The sequence below is a fragment of the Robbsia sp. KACC 23696 genome (assembly GCF_039852015.1).
Classification (GTDB): Bacteria; Pseudomonadota; Gammaproteobacteria; order Burkholderiales; family Burkholderiaceae; genus Robbsia.
In genome coordinates, this window is sequence record NZ_CP156627.1 from 783,305 (window position 1) to 805,793 (window position 22,489).

Consider the following 22,489-nt stretch of genomic DNA (forward strand, 5'->3'; position numbering starts at 1 on the left):
ATGAGTAATAGAGCCAGCGAATCGCTTGCCATTTCTGCCGCCTACGCGGCGTTGCCCGAAGAAAAACGGCGCATTTTTCGGCAGCGACTCTGGGACAAAGGGATGTCGGGGCAGCAGCTCCCGATCCTTCCGTTCGCGGCACGCGGCACCGATTTTCCGCTGTCCTACGCCCAAGAGCGGCTGTGGTTTCTATGGTGTCTCGAACCAGACGCCCCCGGATATAACCTGGCGAGTGCCGTCCGCTTGCTCGGCGTGCTCGATCCGGGTCTCGTTCAGGGAGCGCTGCAGGCACTCGGCGCCGATCACGAAATTTTGAAGGCGCGGTTCATCGAACGCGATGGCGTGCCGCGTCAGACGATCGGACAGGATGCGTATTCCTGGCATGAGAACGATCTGCGGGCGATCCCGTCGGCCGAGCGCGAATCGGTGTTGCACGAACGGCTGGCGGCGCTGTCGCGCGCGCCGTTCGACCTCGCGCACGGTCCGCTTCTCCGCGTGACATTGCTGCGTCTATCGGCGCAAGCGCATGTGCTGCACTTCGCGACGCACCACATCGTCTCCGATGCCTGGTCGCTCGATGTGCTGACACAGGGCTTCGCGCGGCACTATATACGACTGCAATCGGGGACGACGGCAGCGTCGGCGGTACCTGCGGTGCAGTACGTCGATTATGCTGCCTGGCAACGCGAATGGCTCGACGTGGCGCGTCTCGATACGCAATTGGCGTATTGGCGAACGCGCCTCGGCACCGAGCATCCGGTGCTGGATCTCCCGGTGGCGCGCAAGCGAACGGGTTTGCGACGCAGCGAGGGCGGCCGACTTATCCGCACCTTGTCGACGCCGCTGACGCAGGCACTCCGCACGCTGTCGCGTGGGCAAGGCGCGACGTTGTTCATGACCCTGCTCGCGACGTATAACGTCTTGCTGGCGCGTTACAGCCGTCAGCAGGACATTCGCATCGGCGTCCCGGTGGCAGGACGCGATCGGCCCGAAGTCGAGCGGCTGATCGGCTTTTTCGTCAATACCCTTGTGATCCGTGCCGAATTGGAGGGCGTGCGGCGCTTCGACGAATTGCTCGCGCAGGTGCGCGAGCGCATGGTCGAGGCACAGGAGCATCAGGATGTGCCGTTCGCGCGATTGGTCGAGGCGCTGCAGCCGCAACGGAGCTTGAGCCATACGCCGTTGTTTCAAGCGATGTTTAATTATGCCGCCGCCGGGCCCGGCGATGCGACGCTGCCCGGTCTGACGATCGAGCCGATCTCGGCGGGGACGGAGACGGCGCGTTTCGATCTGGTGTTGAACGTGGTGGAGAGCGATACGTTGTCGGTGTCGTTGACGTATGCCCGCGATCTCTTCGACGAGGCGGTGGTGCAGCGCATGCTGGATCACTATGTCGAGTTGCTGGAGCAGATTGGTGCGCAGCCCGATATCGCCTTGGGGCAGTTGCGCTTGGGCGTGGACCAGCGGTTCCAGCACGAACCGCCACGCCGGGCGTACGAACCGGCGGTTCGACGGTTCGCGGCACAGGCGCGGCGCGAGCCGCTGGCGCCGGCGCTGCACTGCGAGGGCGTGCGCCTGAACTACGGGCAACTGGACGCCTGGTCGACCGCGATCGCGCAACGCTTGCTGCAGCATGGGGCGCGCGCCGATGTGCGCATCGGCATTTGCATGACGCGCTCGGTGGGGCTGGTGGCGGCGTTGCTGGGCGTGATGAAGTCCGGTGCGGCCTTCGTGCCGCTGGATCCGGAGTATCCGGAGGACCGGCTTGCCTACATGATCGAGGATGCGGGCGTGGGCTGCGTGCTGGCCGATGCCGAGACGGCCCAGGCGCGGCAGACGCTGCTGCAGGGGCGTGAGGTGATCGTGGTGGAAGAGGCGGCGGTTGCGACCTCCTCTTCCGCGCCGGCGACAGCACCGATCGAGGTGCCGATCCATCCGGAGCAATTGGCGTATGTCATCTACACGTCGGGCTCGACCGGGCGTCCGAAGGGCGTGGCGATCAGCCAGCGCGCGTTGGCCTTGCACCTGGCGGACTTCCTGGAGACGTACGGGATCAGCGCACAGGACAAGCAGTTGCAGTCCTCGACGATCAACTTCGACGTGTCGCTGCACGAGATGCTGCCGGCGTTGATGTGTGGCGGGCAAGTAGAGATGCGTGGAGCGCAGCCCTGGGATCTGGAGACGATGAGCCGCCATCTGGCCGAGGAAGGCGTGACGTTCTCGCGTATTCCGACGGCCTACTGGCAACAGTGGCTGCGCGAGCCACCGGCGGCCTCGCGGCTTGCGGCGCTGCGTCAGATCACCGTGGGCGGCGAAGGATTGCCGGGCGATGCGCTGCGGCAGTGGCGCGAAGGCCCGCTCGCGCATATCCAGCTGGACAATCTGTACGGCCCGACGGAGACGACGGTGGCGTGCATGTATCGGCGCACGACGGCCGAGGACGTGACGCAGGCGATCGTCTCGATTGGCAAGCCCTATGCTTCGCGCAATGTCTATGTGCTGGACGCGTCGGGCAATGAAGTGCCGCTGGGCGGGCTCGGTGAGCTGTGCATTGGCGGCGAGACGCTGGCGCGCGGCTATCTGGGACGCCCGGGCTTGAGCGCGCAGCAGTTCATCCCGAACCCGTTCGGTGCGGCGGGATCGCGGCTGTATCGCTCGGGGGATCTGTGCCGCCGCCGGGAAGACGGGACGATCGATTTCCTGGGTCGGATCGACCAGCAGGTGAAGCTGCGCGGCTTCCGTATCGAGTTGGGGGAGATCGAGTCGGTGCTGCGGCAGGTGCCGGGGGTGGGGCAGGCGGCAGTGGAACTGCGCGGCGAGGGCGAGGGTCGTCGTTTGGTGGGCTATGTGTCGGGTGCCGCGGGCGCGGGCGCAATCGACGTCGCGGCGCTACGCGCGGGATTGGAAGGCAAGCTGCCCGCTTATATGGTGCCGAGCGCGTTCGTGGTGCTGGAGCGCTTGCCGGTGATGCAGAACGGCAAGGTGGATCGTCGCGCGTTGCCCGAGCCGGAGGCGGGGGCGAGCCGGGAGCCGGTGGCGGCTCGCACGCCGGCCGAGACGCGGTTGCTGACGATCTGGCGCGCGGTGCTGGGCCGAGACGACATCGGTGTCACCGACAACTTCTTCGAAGCCGGCGGCGATTCGATTCTGAGTTTGCAGATCATCGCGCGCGCCAAGGACGTCGGCCTGAAACTGACGCCGCGACAGGTGTTCGAACACCCGACCGTCGTCTCGCTTGCGGCCATCGCCGACGTTCAGGATGGCGAGTCGGTCGGCTTCGCCGAGATTCACGACGCATTGCCGCTGACGCCGATTCAACAATCGTTCTTCGAGCGCTTTCCGCTCGGCGAGTCCCATTGGAATCAGGCGGTGCTACTGAACGTCGAAGGGCAGCTCGATCGCACGATATTGCGGTCCGCGCTATCGGCGCTTTCGGAAAACTTCGATGCGCTGCGGCTGCGCTTTCAGCGGGATGCCGAGGGACGCTGGCACCAACGGGTCGCCCCGCAAGAAACGCAACCGGTGCTGGAGTACATCGATTTGCGCGATCGGTCGGAAGGGTCGGACGCGCTATTGCAGCACGCCACAAGACTGCAGAAAAGCCTGCATCTCGAACAGGGACCGCTATTCCGCGTGGGTTATTTCGAGATGCAGCAGACGTCCCGATTGCTGCTAATCGCGCATCATCTGGTGGTCGACGGGGTGTCGTGGCGGATTCTGCTCGAAACGCTCCAATCGACCTATGAAGCGCTGGCCACGGGCGATACCGTTGCGCAAGAAGCGTCGATGCCATGGGGAAATTGGGTCGCCGAACAAGATGCCTGGGCGCGGAGCGGTGCACTGGAAACCGATCTCGCATGGTGGCGCGAGGCACTGACGGCGGCGCGCGCCGATTTGCCGCTCGCCCCCATTGCCGCCCCCGCGACATGGGCCGCGACGGCGATCGAGATCGAACTCGATCGCGAGGCGACAGATGCGTTGCTGCGCGGCGCGCCCCGAGCATGGCGTGCCGGCGTGGAAGACGTGCTGCTTGCCGCGTTGACGCAGGCCGTGGCAGCGTGGAGCGAGACGCCGGGTCTTCTGGTGAGCTTGGAAGCCCATGGTCGCGCGCTGCCGGATCACGACGCCATCGACGTCAGCCGCACGGTCGGCTGGTTTACGACGCAATTCCCGGTATGGCTGTCGGCGCACGCGGATCCCGCGCAGGCGATTTGTGAGGCGAAGGAAACCTTGCGTCGCTTCCGTCCGCATGGCATCGGCTATGGCTGGCTGCGGCATCGGCTGGACACCTTGCCGTCGCCGCGAATTGGCTTTAACTACCTGGGTCAATTCGATCAGAGCCTCGATACCGGAGGCCGTTTTAGTTTTGCCAGCGAATCGAGCGGCCCGGCCCTGGCCGCCAATGAGCCGGCCGATATGGCGCTGGACCTCAACGCCATGATCGTCGAGGGTCGTCTGTCGATCAGTTGGAAGTACCGTGAAGGCGAATTGCATCACGACGTCGTCACCGCCCTGGCCAGGGATTTCGAGACCCGCCTCCATGCGCTGATCGCCCATTGTCGTGTCGCCGAGAGCGGCGCTACCGCCTCGGATTTTCCGTTGGCGCAACTCGCGCAGCCCGAATACGCGCTGCTCGCGCCGGATCTGACGCGGGTCAGCGATATCTATGCGGCTTCGCCGGTGCAGCAGGGCGTGGTTTTCCATGCCGTGCAAGATGGTCCGCGCTCGGGCGTGTATGTGAACCAGAAGCGGTGGACGGTGCGCGGCAACGTGGATCACGGGCGCATGCAGAACGCATGGAACGCCGCCCTTGCACGGCATGAAAGCCTGGCGACGGCGTTCGAGTGGAAACATGGCGGCCAGATCGTTCAGCTCGTCTACCGCGATGTTCGCGTGCCCTACGACGTGCATGACTGGTACGGCAAAGGGGAGCGCTACGAGGACGCGCTGACCGAGTGGATGGTCGCCGACGTGGCGCGCGGATTCGATCTGACCCAGCCGCCGCTGATGCGCTTCAACGTTTTCCGCAGACCGGATGGCCATCACGATCTGGTCTGGACCGATCATCACGTGTTGCTCGACGGATGGAGTGTGTCGCAACTGCTGGGCGAAGTTCTGGCAGAGTACGAGGGGGCTGCCGTGCCAGTCCACGCCGGTCGCTATCGTGATTACATCGCCTGGCTGGCGCGCCGCGACGCGAAGGTCGACGCGGCCTATTGGCGAGAGCGCCTGACGCACGTCGAAGCGCCAACCTTGCTATCTGGTGCCTTGCCGTATGGCCAGCAACAGGCCGCCTCCGGTCAGGACGAGCATCGGCTGGCGCTTGGCGTGCCGTTGACGCAACGTCTGGTCGCGTTGGCGCGCTCGACGCAGGTCACGCTCAATACGGTCGTGCAAGGTGCATGGGCCTTGCTGCTCCAGCGTTACACCGGCCAAGGCACGGTCGTGTTCGGTACGACGGTGTCGGGCCGACCTGCGGATCTGGCGGGCGCGCAGCAGCTCCTCGGTTTGTTTATCAATACTTTGCCGGTCGTGCTGACGCCGCGTGCGGACCAGACGGTTGCCGACTGGTTGGGCGAGGTGCAGGCGCAAGGCCTGGCGATGCGCGAGCATGAACATACGCCCCTCAGTGAGGTCCATCGATGGGCCGGCGTCGGCGGCCATGGCCTGTTCGATACCTTGCTCGTCTACGAAAACTATCCGGTGGACGCCGCATTGAAGGAAGCCGCGCCGGCCGGCCTGGCATTCGAGATGCGTCTGGCACGCGAGCAAACCAACTATCCGTTGAGCATCATTGCGACGCTGTCGGAGCAGATGGTTCTTCAGTATCGATATGAGCGCGCTAGCTTCACCGATCACGCGATCGCCGCGCTGGCTGCCGCGATGACGCAGGTACTCGGTGCGCTGTGCGATGACGCAGATGGCACATTAGGCAACGTATCGCTTCAGGATGATCAGCATAGTCGCCGATGGCTGGCGTTGGGAACAGGCGCCGAAACGGTCGTCGACGCGATGCCGTTGCACGATCGCATTGCCGAGATGGCGCGGTCGCATCCGGATCGGATCGCGCTGATGTATGGCGAGACGACGCTGCGCTATGACGCGCTCGATGCGGCGGCGAACCGTCTGGCGCATCGTCTGGTGAAGCGGGGCGTGGGTGCCGAGGTGCGCGTCGGTATCGCGGTGGAGCGCTCGATCGAGATGGTGGTGGGGCTGCTGGCGATTCTGAAGGCCGGCGGCGCTTATGTGCCGATGGATCCCGAGTACCCGCGCGAGCGTCTGGCCTATATGTTGGAGGACAGTGGGGTGGCGCTGCTGTTGACGCAATCGTGGCTGCGCGCGGACTTGCCGGTGCCGGAGGGCTTGCCGATCCTCGAATTGGACAAGGTGGACGTGCGTGAGGAGCCAAGCACCGCGCCGCCGATCCGAGTGCGCGGCGAGAACTTGGCCTACGTGATTTACACCTCGGGCTCGACGGGCCGCCCAAAGGGTGCGGCGAACCACCATGACGCCTTGTCGAATCGGCTGGCATGGATGCAGTCGGCGTATGCGCTCGATGAGCGTGACTGCGTGCTGCAGAAGACGCCGTTCAGCTTCGACGTATCGGTGTGGGAGTTCTTCTGGCCGCTGATGACAGGGGCGACGCTGGCAATCGCCGAGCCGGGCGCACACCGCGATCCGCAACGCTTAGTCGATGCCATCAATACCCATGGCGTAACAACGCTGCATTTCGTGCCGTCGATGCTGCAGGCCTTCGTGGCGCACGAGGGCGTGGACACGTGTACCTCGCTCAAGCGCATCGTGTGCAGCGGCGAAGCGTTGCCGGCGGATCTGGCGAACCGGACGCTGGCCTTATTGCCGCGAGCGAGCGTGTACAACTTGTACGGCCCGACGGAGGCGGCGATCGACGTGACGCACTGGACGTGCGAAGCAGGCGCGCAGAGCGTGCCGATCGGTCGCCCCATCGCGAACGTGCGTACCTATGTGCTGGATGGGGCGATGAATCTGGCGCCGCACGGCGCGGCGGGCGAGCTGTATTTGGGCGGTGTGCAACTGGCGCGCGGCTATCTGAAACGCGCCGGGCTGAGCGCGGAGCGATTCGTGCCGGATCCGTTCGACGCGGGCGGGGCACGCTTGTACCGCACCGGTGACTTGGTACGGTGGAACGACGCTGGCGCCTTGGACTATCTCGGTCGGATCGATCATCAGGTGAAGATCCGGGGCTTCCGCATCGAATTGGGCGAGGTCGAGGCGCAACTGCTGGCGCAAGGCGAGGTTGCCGAAACGGTGGTGACGGCGCAGGAAGGAGCGGGAGGCACGCGTCTGGTCGCTTATGTGACGGCCAAGCCGGACGTGACCATCGACGTCGGCACACTGCGCGAGGCGCTGGGACGGCAACTGCCGGACCATATGGTGCCGTCGGTGATAGTGGTGTTGGCGGCGTTGCCGCTGAGCCCGAACGGGAAGGTCGATCGCAAGGCGCTACCGTCGCCGGAGTATGCGGGTCGCCGCTACGACGCACCACGCGGTGCGGTGGAGCAGGCGTTGGCGCAGATCTGGCAGGACGTGCTCGGCGTCGCGCGTGTTGGACGTGACGATAACTTCTTCGAACTCGGTGGCGACTCCATCCTCAGTTTGCAGATCGTGGCGCGTGCGCGCCGGGCGGGCTGGCAGTTCAGTGCACGCCAGCTGTTCGAGCAGCAGACCGTGGCCGCGCTCGGTGTCGGCGCGCGCCATGTCGATCTCGCGGAACCGATGGTCGACGATGCGGTCGGCGACGTGCCGCTGCTGCCGGTCCAGCGCATGTTCTTCGAACAAGCCATTCCAAATCGGCATCATTGGAATCAGGCCGTATTGCTCGAAGCCCCCGCCCATTTGGATTCGGCGGCGCTGACGCGGGCGTTGCAGGCATTGATCGATCGGCACGGTGCGTTGCGTTTGCAGTTTCAGCAAGGCGACGAGGGGCAATGGCGCCAAACGTATGCGCCCCTCACTCCGGCATCGCTTGATCTGTGGACGCGGGATGTGGCCGATGCGTCGGCGATCGAAGCACTGTGCGACGCGGCACAGCGCAGTCTGAATATCGAAACCGGCCCGCTGTTGCGCGCCGTGTCGATGCGCGTTGCCGATGGCAGCGCACGCCTGCTCCTGGTGATTCATCACCTGGCGATCGATGGCGTGTCCTGGCGGGTGTTGTTGGAAGACCTGCAGCATGCCTACACGCAGTTTTGCAGCGGCCGGTCGCCGGAATGGCCGCGTCGCGGCGCGTCCTTTGGCCGTTGGTCGAAAGCGCTTGTCGCCCATGCGGCAACGTGCGAGCGCGAGCGCGACTATTGGCGCGACATCCTGCGGACGCCGGCGGAGATCCCGGTGGACGATCCCGACGGTTCACAGACGCTCGACAATGCGGCGTCCGTCGCCGTTTCCCTGACGCGTGAACAGACCCGCGCGTTGCTGCACGAAGCACCGGCCGCGTATCGGACGCAGGTGAACGACCTGCTGCTGACGGCACTCGGCCGGGCCTTATGCACGTGGAGCGGCCGCGACAGTATTCGCATCGATCTGGAAGGACACGGTCGCGAGGAGATCGAGGACGGTCTGGATGTCAGCGCCACGCTCGGCTGGTTTACGACTATTTATCCGATCACGTTGAAACCGTCGGGCGCGCTCGATGACGCGATTCGCGCCGTCAAGGAGTCGTTACGCGCGATCCCGGGGCGGGGTCTGGGTTTTGGATTGCTGCGCTATGCGGGCGAACCGGACACTCAGCGGCAACTCGCGGCGGCGGCGCCGTCTCAGGTGCTATTCAACTATCTCGGACAGTTCGATGCCGGATTCGACGGCGCAAGCACATGGCGGCCCGCGCAGGAATCCTCGGGTGTGACGGTGGATACCGGCGCCGTTGCGAGCCATGCATTGTCGGTCAATGGCCGCGTCTATGACGGCAGGCTGGATTTCACGATCCGCTTCAGTGGCGCGCGTCATCGACAAGAATCGATCGATGCACTCGCCGGCCGCTTGCAAACGGAACTGGCGCACGTGATCGCGCATTGCACCGGTGGCGCACGCGGTGTCACGCCTTCGGACTTTCCGCTCGTTACGCTGAATCAGGTGGAACTCGATGCGCTGGGCTTGCCGGCGGCGCAGTTGGACGATCTCTATCCGCTCACGCCGATGCAGTCGGGGATGTTGTTCCATACGCTTTATGCCCCGCAAGACAGCGCCTATGTCAGCCAACTGCGCGTGGCGGTGGACGGACTCGACGTGACGCGCTTCCATGCGGCATGGGCCGCCGTGGTGGCGCGCGAAGCCGTGTTGCGTACCGCCTTCGTGCAGCATGGCGACGGCTGGTTGCAATGGGTGTCGAACGCCGCCGAGATCCCGTTTGTGGCATTGGATTGGCGCGATGTGCCGCAGCCGGAAGCGGCGTTGGAGGCGTTGGCGCAAGCAGAGCAGGCCAAGGGGTTCGACGTGACGCGCAGCCCGTTGATGCGTTTGACGCTGGTACGCACGGGCGTGCAGCGACATACGCTGATCTGGACGCATCATCATGCGCTGCTCGACGGATGGAGCGTGTCGCAACTGCTGGGCGATGTGCTTTCCCATTACGCAGGCGCGGGCCTGTCGTCGCAGCGGGGACGTTACCGCGACTACATCGATTGGCTGCAGCGGCGCGATGCCAAGGCAGACGAAGCATTCTGGCGCGAACAGCTTCGCCCGCTCGACGGGGCGACCTTGCTGTCTGGCGCCTTGTCTTATGCCTCGCCGGCAGCGGCATCCGGCTATGGCGAATACCGGCTACAACTGGATGCGGCATTGACGCGGCAGCTGACCGAATGGGCGCGCGCGCAGCGCGTGACCGTGAGCACGGTGATCCAGGGTGCATGGGCGCTGCTGTTGCAGCGCTATACCGGGCAGGAGGCGGTGGCGTTCGGTGCGACGGTGTCGGGTCGGCCGGAAGCGTTGGCCGGCGCGCAGCAATTGCTGGGCTTGTTCATCAATACGCTGCCGGTGGTGGTGGCGCCGCGATCGGATCGGGCGCCCGGCGAATGGTTGCGCGATGTCCAGGCGCAAGGGCTCTCGATGCGCGAGCACGAGCATACGCCGCTCAACGAGATCCAACGATGGGCCGGATCGAACGGGCAAGCCTTGTTCGATACCTTGGTGGTCTACGAGAACTATCCGGTGGATGCCGCGTTGAAGCAGGCGGCGCCCGGCGGATTGACGTTCGGCGAGATCGCCAACCGCGAAGAGACCAACTATCCGCTGACGCTGGCGATTCTCCAACGCGAGACGCTGGGGATGCGATTCGGCTTTGCGCATGCATCGTTCAGCAAAGACGCGGTCGAACGGATCGCGGAACAACTGCGCAATGTGCTGTCGGCGTTCGCGTCGGCACGTGTCGCGCGGCTCGGTGACGTCGTGCTTCCGGTCGCCGAGGAAGTGACGGCGCTGTTGCGTCTGAATCCCGATCTCCAGCCGTATAAAGACCGGACAACGGTGCACGATCGCATTGCCGAGATGGCGCAGGCGTATCCAGACCGGATCGCGCTGATGTATGGCGAGACGACGCTGCGCTATGACGCGCTCGATGCGGCGGCGAACCGTCTGGCGCATCGTTTAGTGAAGCGGGGCGTGGGTGCCGAGGTGCGCGTCGGTATCGCGGTGGAGCGCTCGATCGAGATGGTGGTGGGATTGCTGGCGATTCTGAAGGCCGGCGGCGCCTATGTACCGATGGATCCCGAGTACCCGCGCGAGCGTCTGGCGTATATGTTGGAGGACAGTGGGGTGGCGCTGCTGTTGACGCAATCGTGGCTGCGCGCGGACTTGCCGGTGCCAGACGGCTTGCCGATTCTCGAATTGGACAAGGTGGACGTGCGTGAGGAGCCAAGCACGGCGCTGCCGATTCGGGTGCGCGGCGAGAACTTGGCCTACGTGATTTACACCTCGGGCTCGACGGGTCGCCCGAAGGGCGCGGCGAACCATCACGACGCCTTGTCGAATCGGCTGGCATGGATGCAGTCGGCGTATGGGCTCGATGAGCGTGACTGCGTGCTGCAGAAGACGCCGTTCAGCTTCGACGTATCGGTGTGGGAGTTCTTCTGGCCGCTGATGACAGGGGCGACGCTGGCAATCGCCGAGCCGGGCGCACACCGCGATCCGCAGCGTCTGGTCGATGCGATCAATACCCACGGCGTAACGACGCTGCATTTCGTGCCGTCGATGCTGCAGGCCTTCGTGGCACACGAGGGCGTGGACACGTGTACCTCGCTCAAGCGCATCGTGTGCAGCGGCGAAGCGTTGCCGGCGGATCTGGCGAACCGGACGCTGGCCTTATTGCCGCGAGCGAGCGTGTACAACTTGTACGGCCCGACGGAGGCGGCGATCGACGTGACGCACTGGACGTGCGAAGCGGGCGCGCAGAGCGTGCCGATCGGTCGCCCAATTGCGAACGTGCGCACCTATGTGCTGGATGGGGCGATGAATCTGGCGCCGCACGGCGCGGCGGGCGAGCTGTATTTGGGCGGCGTGCAACTGGCGCGCGGCTATCTGAAACGTGCCGGGCTGAGCGCGGAGCGATTCGTGCCGGATCCGTTCGACGCGGGCGGGGCACGCTTGTACCGCACCGGCGATTTGGTGCGGTGGAACGACGCTGGCGCCTTGGACTATCTCGGTCGGATCGATCATCAGGTGAAGATCCGGGGCTTCCGCATCGAGTTGGGAGAGGTCGAGGCGCAATTGCTGGCGCAAGGCGAGGTTGCCGAAACGGTGGTGACGGCGCAGGAAGGAGCGGGAGGCACGCGTCTGGTCGCTTATGTGACGGCCAAGCCGGACGTGACCATCGACGTCGGCACACTGCGCGAGGCGCTGGGACGGCAACTGCCGGACCATATGGTGCCGTCGGTGATAGTGGTGTTGGCGGCGTTGCCGCTAAGCCCGAACGGGAAGGTCGATCGCAAGGCGCTGCCGTCGCCGGAGTATGCGGGTCGCCGCTACGACGCACCACGCGGTGCGGTGGAGCAGGCGTTGGCGCAGATCTGGCAGGACGTGCTCGGCGTCGCGCGTGTTGGACGTGACGATAACTTCTTCGAACTCGGTGGCGACTCGATCCTTGCAATCCGGCTGGTGTCGCGCATTCGGAAAGCGTGCCGCCGCGAATTGCCTTTGCAGGCGGTTTTCGCGCAGCCGGCCCTTCACGAACTGGCCGCGATCATGGCCGCGACGGTGGAGGACGGATCCGAGCGCGGTGTGTTCGATGGGCCGGTGCGTCGCATAGGGGATCACGCGCGCGCGCCGTTGTCGCACGCACAGGAGCGTCTCTGGTTCCTGTGGCGTCTGGACCCGAGCAGCGCGGCCTATAACACGACCGGCGCGACGCGCTTGCATGGCGCGATCGATAGCAGCAATGTCCGGCGTGCCTTCGCGATCATCCATGCCCGTCATCAAATCTTGCAGACGCGCTTCGAGGAAGGCGTGGATGGCGTCAGTCAGATCGTCTCGAACGATCGCTTCGACTGGCATGAGCACGATTTGTCGTCGCTCGCTCTGTCCGAACGCGAGACGTCCCTGGCCGCACTGCTATCGACGCTGTCGCGGGCGCCGTTCGATCTCGAGCGCGGTCCGTTGCTGCGGGTGTCGCTGGTGAGAATGTCGGACGAGGAACATGTTCTGCACTTCGCGATGCATCACATCGTCTCCGATGCCTGGTCGCTCGGGATTCTGACGCGTGAGTTCGTCCGAAACTATGCGTCGCTGCAGGACGGCGTGATTGGTGCATTGCCGCCGCTGCCGGTGCAATACGGCGACTTTGCCGCCTGGCAACGTGAGCGGCTTGACCCGGCACGGCTCGATGCGCAGCTCGCGTATTGGCGCGAGCAACTGGGCACCGAGCATCCGATACTGGAGTTGCCGGTCTCGCGCAAACGCACCGGTTTACGTACCGCTGACGGCGGGCGCGTGACGCGCGATCTCACGGTGCAACAGTCCCAAGCGCTGCGGCAAGTCTCGCGCGCACGGGGCGCGACGATGTTTATGACACTGCTCGCCGCCTACAACGTCTTGCTTTCGCGTTACAGCGGTCAGCAGGACATTCGGGTGGGCGTTCCCGCTGCCGGTCGCGATCGTGCGGAAATCGAGGCGCTGATCGGCTTCTTCGTGAACACCTTGGTGATCCGCACCGATCTGACGGACCTCCGTGATTTCGGCGCTTTGTTGGCCTATGTACGCGAGCAAGTCGTCGCGGCGCAAGCACACCAGGACGTGCCTTTTGCACGACTGGTGGAAGTGCTGCAACCGCAACGGAGCTTGAGCCACACGCCGCTGTTCCAGGCGATGTTCAACCACGTCGTGGCCGAGCGCGCGGCGCTGACGCTGCCCGGCTTGACCGTGTCGTCGATCTCGGCGGGGACGGAGACGGCGCGTTTCGATCTGGTGTTGAACGTGGTGGAGAGCGATACGTTGTCGGTGTCGTTGACGTATGCCCGCGATCTCTTCGACGAGGCGGTGGTGCAGCGCATGCTGGATCACTATGTCGAGTTGCTGGAGCAGATTGGTGCGCAGCCCGATATCGCCTTGGGGCAGTTGCGCTTGGGCGTGGATCAGCGGTTCCAGCACGAACCGCCACGCCGGGCGTACGAACCGGCGGTTCGACGGTTCGCGGCACAGGCGCGGCGCGAGCCGCTGGCGCCGGCGCTGCACTGCGAGGGCGTGCGCCTGAACTACGGGCAACTGGACGCCTGGTCGACCGCGATCGCGCAACGCTTGCTGCAGCACGGGGCGCGCGCCGATGTGCGCATCGGCATTTGCATGACGCGCTCGGTGGGGCTGGTGGCGGCGTTGCTGGGCGTGATGAAGTCCGGTGCGGCCTTCGTGCCGCTGGATCCGGAGTATCCGGAGGACCGGCTTGCCTACATGATCGAGGATGCGGGCGTGGGCTGCGTGCTGGCCGATGCCGAGACGGCCCAGGCGCGTCAGACGCTGCTGCAGGGGCGTGAGGTGATCGTGGTGGAAGAGGCGGCGGTTGCGACCTCCTCTTCCGCGCCGGCGACAGCACCGTTCGAGGTGCCGATCCATCCGGAGCAATTGGCGTATGTCATCTACACGTCGGGTTCGACCGGGCGTCCGAAGGGCGTGGCGATCAGCCAGCGCGCGTTGGCCTTGCACCTGGCGGACTTCCTGGAGACGTACGGGATCAGCGCACAGGACAAGCAGTTGCAGTCCTCGACGATCAACTTCGACGTGTCGCTGCACGAGATGCTGCCGGCGTTGATGTGTGGCGGGCAAGTAGAGATGCGTGGAGCGCAGCCCTGGGATCTGGAGACGATGAGCCGCCATCTGGCCGAGGAAGGCGTGACGTTCTCGCGTATTCCGACGGCCTACTGGCAACAGTGGCTGCGCGAGCCACCGGCGGCCTCGCGGCTTGCGGCGCTGCGTCAGATCACCGTGGGCGGCGAAGGATTGCCGGGCGATGCGCTGCGGCAGTGGCGCGAAGGCCCGCTCACGCATATCCAGCTGGACAATCTGTACGGCCCGACGGAGACGACGGTGGCGTGCATGTATCGGCGCACGACGGCCGAGGACGTGACGCAGGCGATCGTCTCGATTGGCAAGCCCTATGCTTCGCGCAATGTCTATGTGCTGGACGCGTCGGGCAATGAAGTGCCGCTGGGCGGGCTCGGTGAGTTGTGCATCGGCGGCGAGACGCTGGCGCGAGGCTATCTGGGACGCCCGGGCTTGAGCGCGCAGCAGTTCATCCCGAACCCGTTCGGTGCGGCGGGATCGCGGCTGTATCGCTCGGGGGATCTGTGCCGCCGCCGGGAAGACGGGACGATCGATTTCCTGGGTCGGATCGACCAGCAGGTGAAGCTGCGCGGCTTCCGTATCGAGTTGGGGGAGATCGAGTCGGTGCTGCGGCAGGTGCCGGGGGTGGGGCAGGCGGCAGTGGAACTGCGCGGCGAGGGCGAGGGTCGTCGTTTGGTGGGCTATGTGTCGGGTGCCGCGGGCGCGGGCGCAATCGACGTCGCGGCGCTACGCGCGGGATTGGAAGGCAAGCTGCCCGCTTATATGGTGCCGAGCGCGTTCGTGGTGCTGGAGCGCTTGCCGGTGATGCAGAACGGCAAGGTGGATCGTCGCGCGTTGCCCGAGCCGGAGGCGGGGGCGAGCCGGGAGCCGGTGGCGGCTCGCACGCCGGCCGAGACGCGGTTGCTGACGATCTGGCGCGCGGTGCTGGGCCGAGACGACATCGGTGTCACCGACAACTTCTTCGAAGCCGGCGGCGATTCACTGCGCGCGCTCAAACTCGTGCAATATGCCCGCGCCGAAGGCTTCGATGCGCTTCAGCTCGAACAGCTCTTCACGCATCCGACGATTCGTTCGCTGATCGAGGCCATGACGGCCTCGCGCGATCTGCCGGCAAACATCATCCGGATGACGTCCGGCGAGGCGTCGATCAATCTGTTCGCGATCCATCCGCTGTACGGTCTGGTTGCCGAATATCGCACGTTTGCCATGGCCCTCGAAGGGTCGGCCACCGTCTACGGCATTCAGGCGCCGTATTACACCGACAAAACCTGGTGGCCGGAAACGCTGCCCGACCTCGCCGCCGACTATGTCGCGCGCATCCGGCAAGTGCAGCCCGACGGTCCCTATCATTTACTGGGCTGGTCGCTTGGCGGCGTTCTGGCGGCAGAGGTGGCGCATCTGCTCGAACAGGACGGGCAAGCGGTGCATTTCCTCGGGCTGCTCGATTCGGCGGCCCCGCACGAGATCGTCGAGGCCAGGGATGGTGCCATCGCCGCCCGGGCGATCCTGCCGCGCCGCCTCAGTGACGACGAACTGGAAGGGTTCCGCAAATTCCTGCTGGAAGCGCAGAAATGGACCGATTTCCTGCCCGAGGGCGATGCGCTCGAATTGCTGCGGACCGCCGCGCTGATGAACGAGTATTTCACGTCGATCGTGCGGCAGGGCCAGCGCAAATCGCTGCAGGTGCCCTTGACGCATTGGTGGGCACGTCGCATCGCCTTCGAAGGGACGCCTCTGGTCTCCGAACGCCAATCCGACTGGTCACACTACATCGATGGCGCGGTTCGGCTGTCGGCCTTCGTCGATGCCGATCATATGGGACTTCCGCACCACGCCGATTTCGTGCGGGAACTGCGGACGCTTCTTTCCTCCCTGAATAGCAAGGTCAGTCATGCTGCTTGAAACCCCTCAACCGTCGAATGTGGCATGCCGACTCGGCGAACTGGCCGCGACGCATCCCGATGCGACGGCGATCATCACGGTGTCTGCCGATGGCGATACCCGCCATGACTATGCCGACCTCGAACGTCGCGCGCGATGCATCGCATCCTGGTTCGTCGCGCACGACGCGGTGGGCCGGCGTGCGCTATTGCTTGCCGACAGTGGCATCGATTACGTCGCGGCATTTTTCGGCTGCCTCTATGCCGGCGTGATCGCGGTACCGGTCTATCCGCCGGAGTCGGCGCGCGAACAGCACCTCGCGCGGCTGCGTGGCATCGCGCAGGATTGCGATGCCGCCTACGTGCTGACCACCGGCGATATCGATGAGAAGCATGCCGACGCGCTTGCCGCCATCGCGCCGGGCGCGGCCATCGTCGTGATCGATCGCGTCTGTGCCGATCCCGGCCTCGGCGACATGCAGGTCGCGCCGCGCGTCATTGGCGGCGGCGACGATATCGCGTTTCTTCAGTACACGTCCGGCTCGACGGCGGCGCCGAAGGGCGTGATGGTCTCGCATGCGAATATCTTTGCGAACGAGAACGCGATCAAAGCAGGCCTCGGCGTCACGACCGAGGACGTGTTTGTCAGTTGGCTGCCGCTGTATCACGACATGGGGCTGATCGGCTCACTGTTGCAGCCGATCCATAGCGGCATCCCGCTGGTGCTGATGTCGCCGCAGTTCTTTCTCGAACGCCCGGTGCGCTGGCTCGAAGCGATCGCGCGTCATCGCGGCACGATCTCGGGCGGTCCGGATTTCGCGTACCGCCTGTGCTGTGAGCGAGTACGGGATACGCAAATCGGCGGGCTCGATCTGTCGAGCTGGCGCGTCGCGTTTTGCGGCTCGGAACCGGTCCGGCATGACACGCAAGAGGACTTTGCCGAACGCTTCGCGGCGGCAGGCTTCGACGCCGATGCACGCTATCCCTGCTACGGCCTGGCCGAAGCGACGCTCTTCGTCAGCGGCGGCACGCGCGGTGTCGGGCTGGTGAGCGCGGCCTTTGCGGAAGCGGACTTGCGTGCCGGTCGTGCGCGCGCCGATGCGCAAGGCGCCCGACTCGTGCAGTGCGGTCGCGCGGCCTTTGCCCACGACATCCAGATCGTCGATCCCGACAGCCGCGCGACGTTGCCCGACGGCGATTCGGGCGAGATCTGGGTCAGCGGGCCGAGCATCGCGCACGGCTATTGGCAAAACGCGACCGCCAGCAACGAGACATTCGTCGAGCACGACGGCGTGCGTTGGCTGCGCACCGGCGATCTGGGCTTCCGCCACGACGGCGGCTTGTATGTCGTGGGGCGTCGCAAGGATATGATCATCGTGCGCGGGCAAAACCTGTACCCGCAGGACATCGAGCGGATTATCGAAGCCGAGGTGGACGTCGTGCGCAAGGGGCGGGTCGCCGCCTTCGGTGTCACGCTGGCCGGACGCGAAGGGATCGGCGTGGCGGTCGAGGTGTCGCGCAGCACGCAGAAGCTGGTGCCGCCCCAAGCACTCGTCGATGCCTTGAACGAAGCCGTCAGCGTCGCGTGCGGCGAGCCGTTGTCGCTGGCCGTGCTGCTGCAGCCGGGCGCGCTGCCGAAGACGTCGAGCGGCAAGCTTCAACGCGCTGCCACGGCCCAGCGATGGCAGCAACGCGACCTCGACGCCTATGCGATCTATGAAGCGGGCCAGTTTGTCGATGGCGCGCCAGCGGCGCAGGGTGACGCGGCCGATGTGCCGCTCGACGCGCTGGAGACCGAGCTGGCGACGCTATGGTCCGACGTCCTCGAACGCACGGTCGCCACGGCCGACGCCCACTTCTTCTCGCTCGGCGGCAGTTCACTGCGCGCAACGCAACTGACCGCGCGTATCCGAGAGCGCTGGCAACTGCGTTTCGAGATGGCCGATCTCTTTGCCGCGCCGGTACTGCGCCGTTGCGCTGCCGTGATTGCCGCGCGGATCGCAGCGGGCGAGTCATACCGGACCGAGACGATCGTCGCCGCGAGTGACGACATCGGACGCTATCCGGCGTCATTGGGGCAACGGCGCTTTTGGTTCCTGTGGCAGATGGACCGGCTTAGCAATGCCTATCATATGGCCGGTGGCCTCGCGGTCCATGGCGTCGTCGATATCGCCGCGTTGCACGTCGCCCTCGACGCGCTTGCCAGACAGCACGGCGCATTGCGCACGACCTTCGCGGCGGACGAGGCGGCGGACGTCGTGCAAATCGTGCAGGCGCCCGCGCCGATCGCGATCGCCGAGATCGACGCGCGGCATTGCGCCGACCGCGTGGACGCGTTACTGCACACCTTCGTGGGCACGCCGTTCGATCTGGTCGCGGGGCCGTTATGGCGTGCCGCGATAATCCGCGTGGGCGAGACCGACAGCCGCATCGTGCTCGCGATGCACCACGTCGTCGCCGATGGGTGGTCAGTCGATCTGCTGCTCGACGAGCTGGCGCGCCGCTATGGCGTGGCCAGCGAGGGCGAAGCACAGCGGTTCGCGCCGCCGCTGCTGCGTTATCCGGACTATGCGCATTGGCAACGTCGATGGGTCGAGACCGCCGAGAAGACGGCGCAGCTGCAGTACTGGCGCGCGCAGCTCACGCCGCCCTATGTGCCGCTGGTGCTTCCGGTCGATCAGGCACGGACTCCGGCGACGGACCATCCCGCCGGCCATCTGCCGTTTGCGATTCCCGACGAACTGCGCGACGCGCTGCGGCAAGTCGAGCGCGAACAGGGCTTGACCTTCTTCACGGTGTCGATCGCGGCATTCGCGCTCGCGCTGTATGCCTATACAGGGGAAAGCGATATTCGCATCGGCGTGCCGCTGGATGGCCGTGCGCGAAGCGCGCTGCGCGAGTTGGTGGGTTTCTGCGTCAATACGCAGGTCGTGCGATGCCAGATCGCGCCGCACGCGTCGCTGAGCGAGGCGCTTCATGTGATGCGTACTGCCGTGCTCGGCGCGCAAGATAAGCAGGATCTGCCCTTCGACCTGTTGGTCGATGCGCTGCGGCCGGAACGCGGAGCCGCGGGGGCGCCGTTGTTCGACGTGATGTACGGGCATCAGCCCGCCATCGACGGCGTCGTGCAGGCGATGGCAGGCGTTACCGCGCATCGTTTCAGGGTGCCGGATCAAACGGTGCCGTTCGAACTGACGCTCGATACCTACGAGGCAGCCGACGGTCAGGTGTCCGGCACCTTTACCTATGCAGCCGATCTGTTCGCACCGCAGACGATCGACGGCATCGCCGCGCGCTACCGCGCCTTGCTCGCCGCCTTTGCCGCCGATACCGATCGCCGCGTGGCGGATGCGCTATCGGACGGCGATAGCGAACGCAGCCTCCTGCTGTCATGGTCGGGAAGCATGGCCGCCGATAACGCGCCGCCGCTGGTCATCGACGCCATCGCGCAGCGTGCCGCGCGCGATCCCGACGCGATAGCGGTCATCGAGGGGACAGGCGCGCTTCGGTATGAGGCCTTGAATGCACGCGCCAATCAGTTGGCGCATCGGCTGATCCAGATGGGCGTCGGTCAGGATGTGCGCGTGGGCATTGCGGTCGAGCGCTCGATCGATATGATCGTCGGTCTGCTCGCGATCCTGAAGGCCGGTGGCGCTTATGTTCCGCTGGATCCGTCCTATCCGCGTGACCGGCTCGCCTACATGCTGGAGGATAGTCGCGTCGACTTGCTGCTGACGCAGTCGCACGTACGCGATCGCGTTCCCGCCGCACACGTGTCCTCGGTCATTGAAATCGACCGCGTCGATCTGTCCGCCGAGCCGGTGGGGAATCCGAGCGTTGCCGTGCATCCGGACAGTCTCGCCTATGTGATCTACACGTCGGGATCGACGGGAAAACCGAAGGGCGTGGGCATTTCGCAGCGCGCGCTCGCGATCCATACGTCCGCGACGATCGATTTCTGTCGGATGACGGCCGCCGATCGCGTGCTGCAGTTTGCAACGTTCAGCTTCGATGGATTCGTCGAGGAAATGTATCCGACCTTGTCGGTCGGCGCGGCGATGGTGCTCCGGGGCGAAGATCTCTGGGACAGCAAGACGCTCTACCAGAAGCTGCACGCGCATCGAATCAGCATCATCGACGTCACGACGGCCTACTGGCATCTGCTCGCCCAGGACTTCGCCGCGGCCGGTCCACGCGACTACGGCGCGCTGCGGCTGGCCATCGCGGGCGGTGAGGCGATGGCGCTCGAAGGTGTGAAGGCCTGGCGTGCGGCCGGGCTGCAGCACGTGACGCTGCTCAACACCTATGGACCGACGGAGACGACGGTGTCGTCGACGCTGTTCGACTGTGCAGCGATGCTCGCATCGCACGCGCACGACGGTCGCGTGCCGATCGGACGCGCGCTCCCCGGCCGGCGGGTCTATGTGCTCGATGCGCGCGGCGAACTGGCGCCGCGCGGCGTGTCGGGCGAGTTGTGCATCGGCGGACCGGGTGTCGCACGTGGCTATCTGAACCGTTCCGCGCTGACCGCGGAACGGTTTGTCCCGGATCCCTTCGACGGCGAGGGCGGTCGCCTGTATCGCACCGGGGATCTGGTGCGCTGGCGTGCCGACGGTGTATTGGAGTATCTCGGCCGAATCGACCATCAAGTGAAGATTCGCGGCTTCCGGATCGAGTTGGGCGAAGTCGAGGCGCAGTTGCTGGCGCATCCCGCGGTTCGCGAGGCCGTGGTCGTGGCGCAGGACGTCGCGGGCGGGACGCGATTGGTGGGCTATGTCACGGCGCAGCCGGATCAGATGCCGACACCGGAGGCGCTGCGCGTCGCGCTCGCCGCTTTGCTGCCCGACTATATGGTGCCGGGCGCGATCGTCGTGCTCGACCGACTGCCGCTGACGCCCAGTGGGAAAGTGGACCGCAAAGCCTTGCCGGTGCCTGCGCCGATACAGACGGCGCAAGCCTATGCAGCGCCACGCGGCGACGTGGAAGGGGCGCTGGCGCGGATCTGGCAGGACCTGTTGGGCGTCGAGCGCATCGGTCGCGACGACAACTTCTTCGCGCTCGGTGGCGACTCGATTCTCAGCCTGAAGGCGGTCGCCCGCGCGCATGACGTGGGCTTGCAATTCACCCCCCGACAACTCTTCGATGCGCAGACGGTGGCCGCGCTTGCGCTGGCGTTGGCCGGTGCATCGGGCAGTGGCGTGCCGCCATTGCGGCCGTGCGCGTCGCGCGATCGACAGCGCCTGCCGCTGTCGTATGCGCAGCAGCGCCTTTGGTTCCTCTGGCATTTGCAGCCCGAGAGCACGGCGTATCACATGGCGGGCGCGTTACGCCTGCAAGGCGTGGTGGACGCGCAGGCGGTGCGGGCGAGCTTCGCTGCACTGGTGGCGCGCCACGAGAGCCTGCGCACGACGTTCGAGGCCGACGCCAGCGGCCAGGCGGTACAGGTGATCGGCGTCGATGCACGTTTCGACTGGCGTCACGTCGATGCCGTCGATGCCGTTGTTGGCGCGTCGGACCGGCAAGACGGGCAGGCGGTGCGGGAACGGATCGGCGCCGCGCTGGCAGGCGAGCCGTTCGACCTGACATCGGGGCCGCTGTTGCGCGTGGCGTTGATCCGTGTGCAGCCGGACGAGCACGTGCTCGCGGTATCGATGCATCACATCGTGTCCGATGGCTGGTCGGTCGAGGTATTGCTGGAGGAATTCGTCGCCGCCTATCGCGCGACCGTGATGGGCGAGGCCCTGTCGCTGCCGGTCTTGCCGGTGCAGTACGCGGACTATGCGCTGTGGCAGCGCGACTGGCTGGAGGCCGGCGAGCGCGAGCGGCAACTGGCGTATTGGCGCGAGACGCTGGGTGACGATCATCCGGTATTGGCGCTGCCGTCGGACCATCCGCGGCAGGCGATCGCGCAGTACCCGGCAAGCACGCTGCCGGTCGCGCTGCCGCCCTCGATCGCGGAGGCGGTGCGTCGCACCGCGGGCGTGCACGGTACGACGCCGTTTGTCGTGCTGCTCACCGCGTTTACGATGTTGCTGCACCGCTATACGGGACAGACCGATATTCGCGTCGGGTCGCCCGTTGCCAATCGAGATCGGCCGGAGACGGCAGGCGTGGTCGGCCTGTTCGTGAACATGCAGGTCCTGCGTGCGCACTTGCACGATCGCATGCCTTTGACCGCGCTGCTTGACGACATGAAGGCCACCGTCCGCGATGCGCAGGCGCACGCGGATCTGCCGTTCGACGTATTGGTCGACGCGTTGCAGCCGGAGCGTAGCTTGAGCCATACACCGCTGTTCCAGGTCATGTTC

The 22,489-nt window shown here is 65.6% G+C and carries 2 protein-coding genes (1 of these 2 only partly in view); both read left to right on the forward strand.

Annotated features, from left to right (window positions below):
* Positions 1 to 16,203 carry a non-ribosomal peptide synthase/polyketide synthase gene (locus ABEG21_RS18265; RefSeq protein WP_347558045.1) on the forward strand — a complete coding sequence of 5,401 codons (16,203 nt, stop codon included), beginning with the start codon at positions 1 to 3 and terminating at the stop codon, positions 16,201 to 16,203.
* Positions 16,193 to 22,489, forward strand: the start of a protein-coding gene (locus tag ABEG21_RS18270) for a non-ribosomal peptide synthase/polyketide synthase (RefSeq protein ID WP_347556843.1). It continues 9,201 nt past the right edge of the window; the window shows 6,297 of its 15,498 coding nt (coding positions 1-6,297); it begins with the start codon at positions 16,193 to 16,195; its stop codon lies beyond the right edge, outside the window. Before ABEG21_RS18265 ends, ABEG21_RS18270 begins: the two co-directional genes overlap by 11 nt.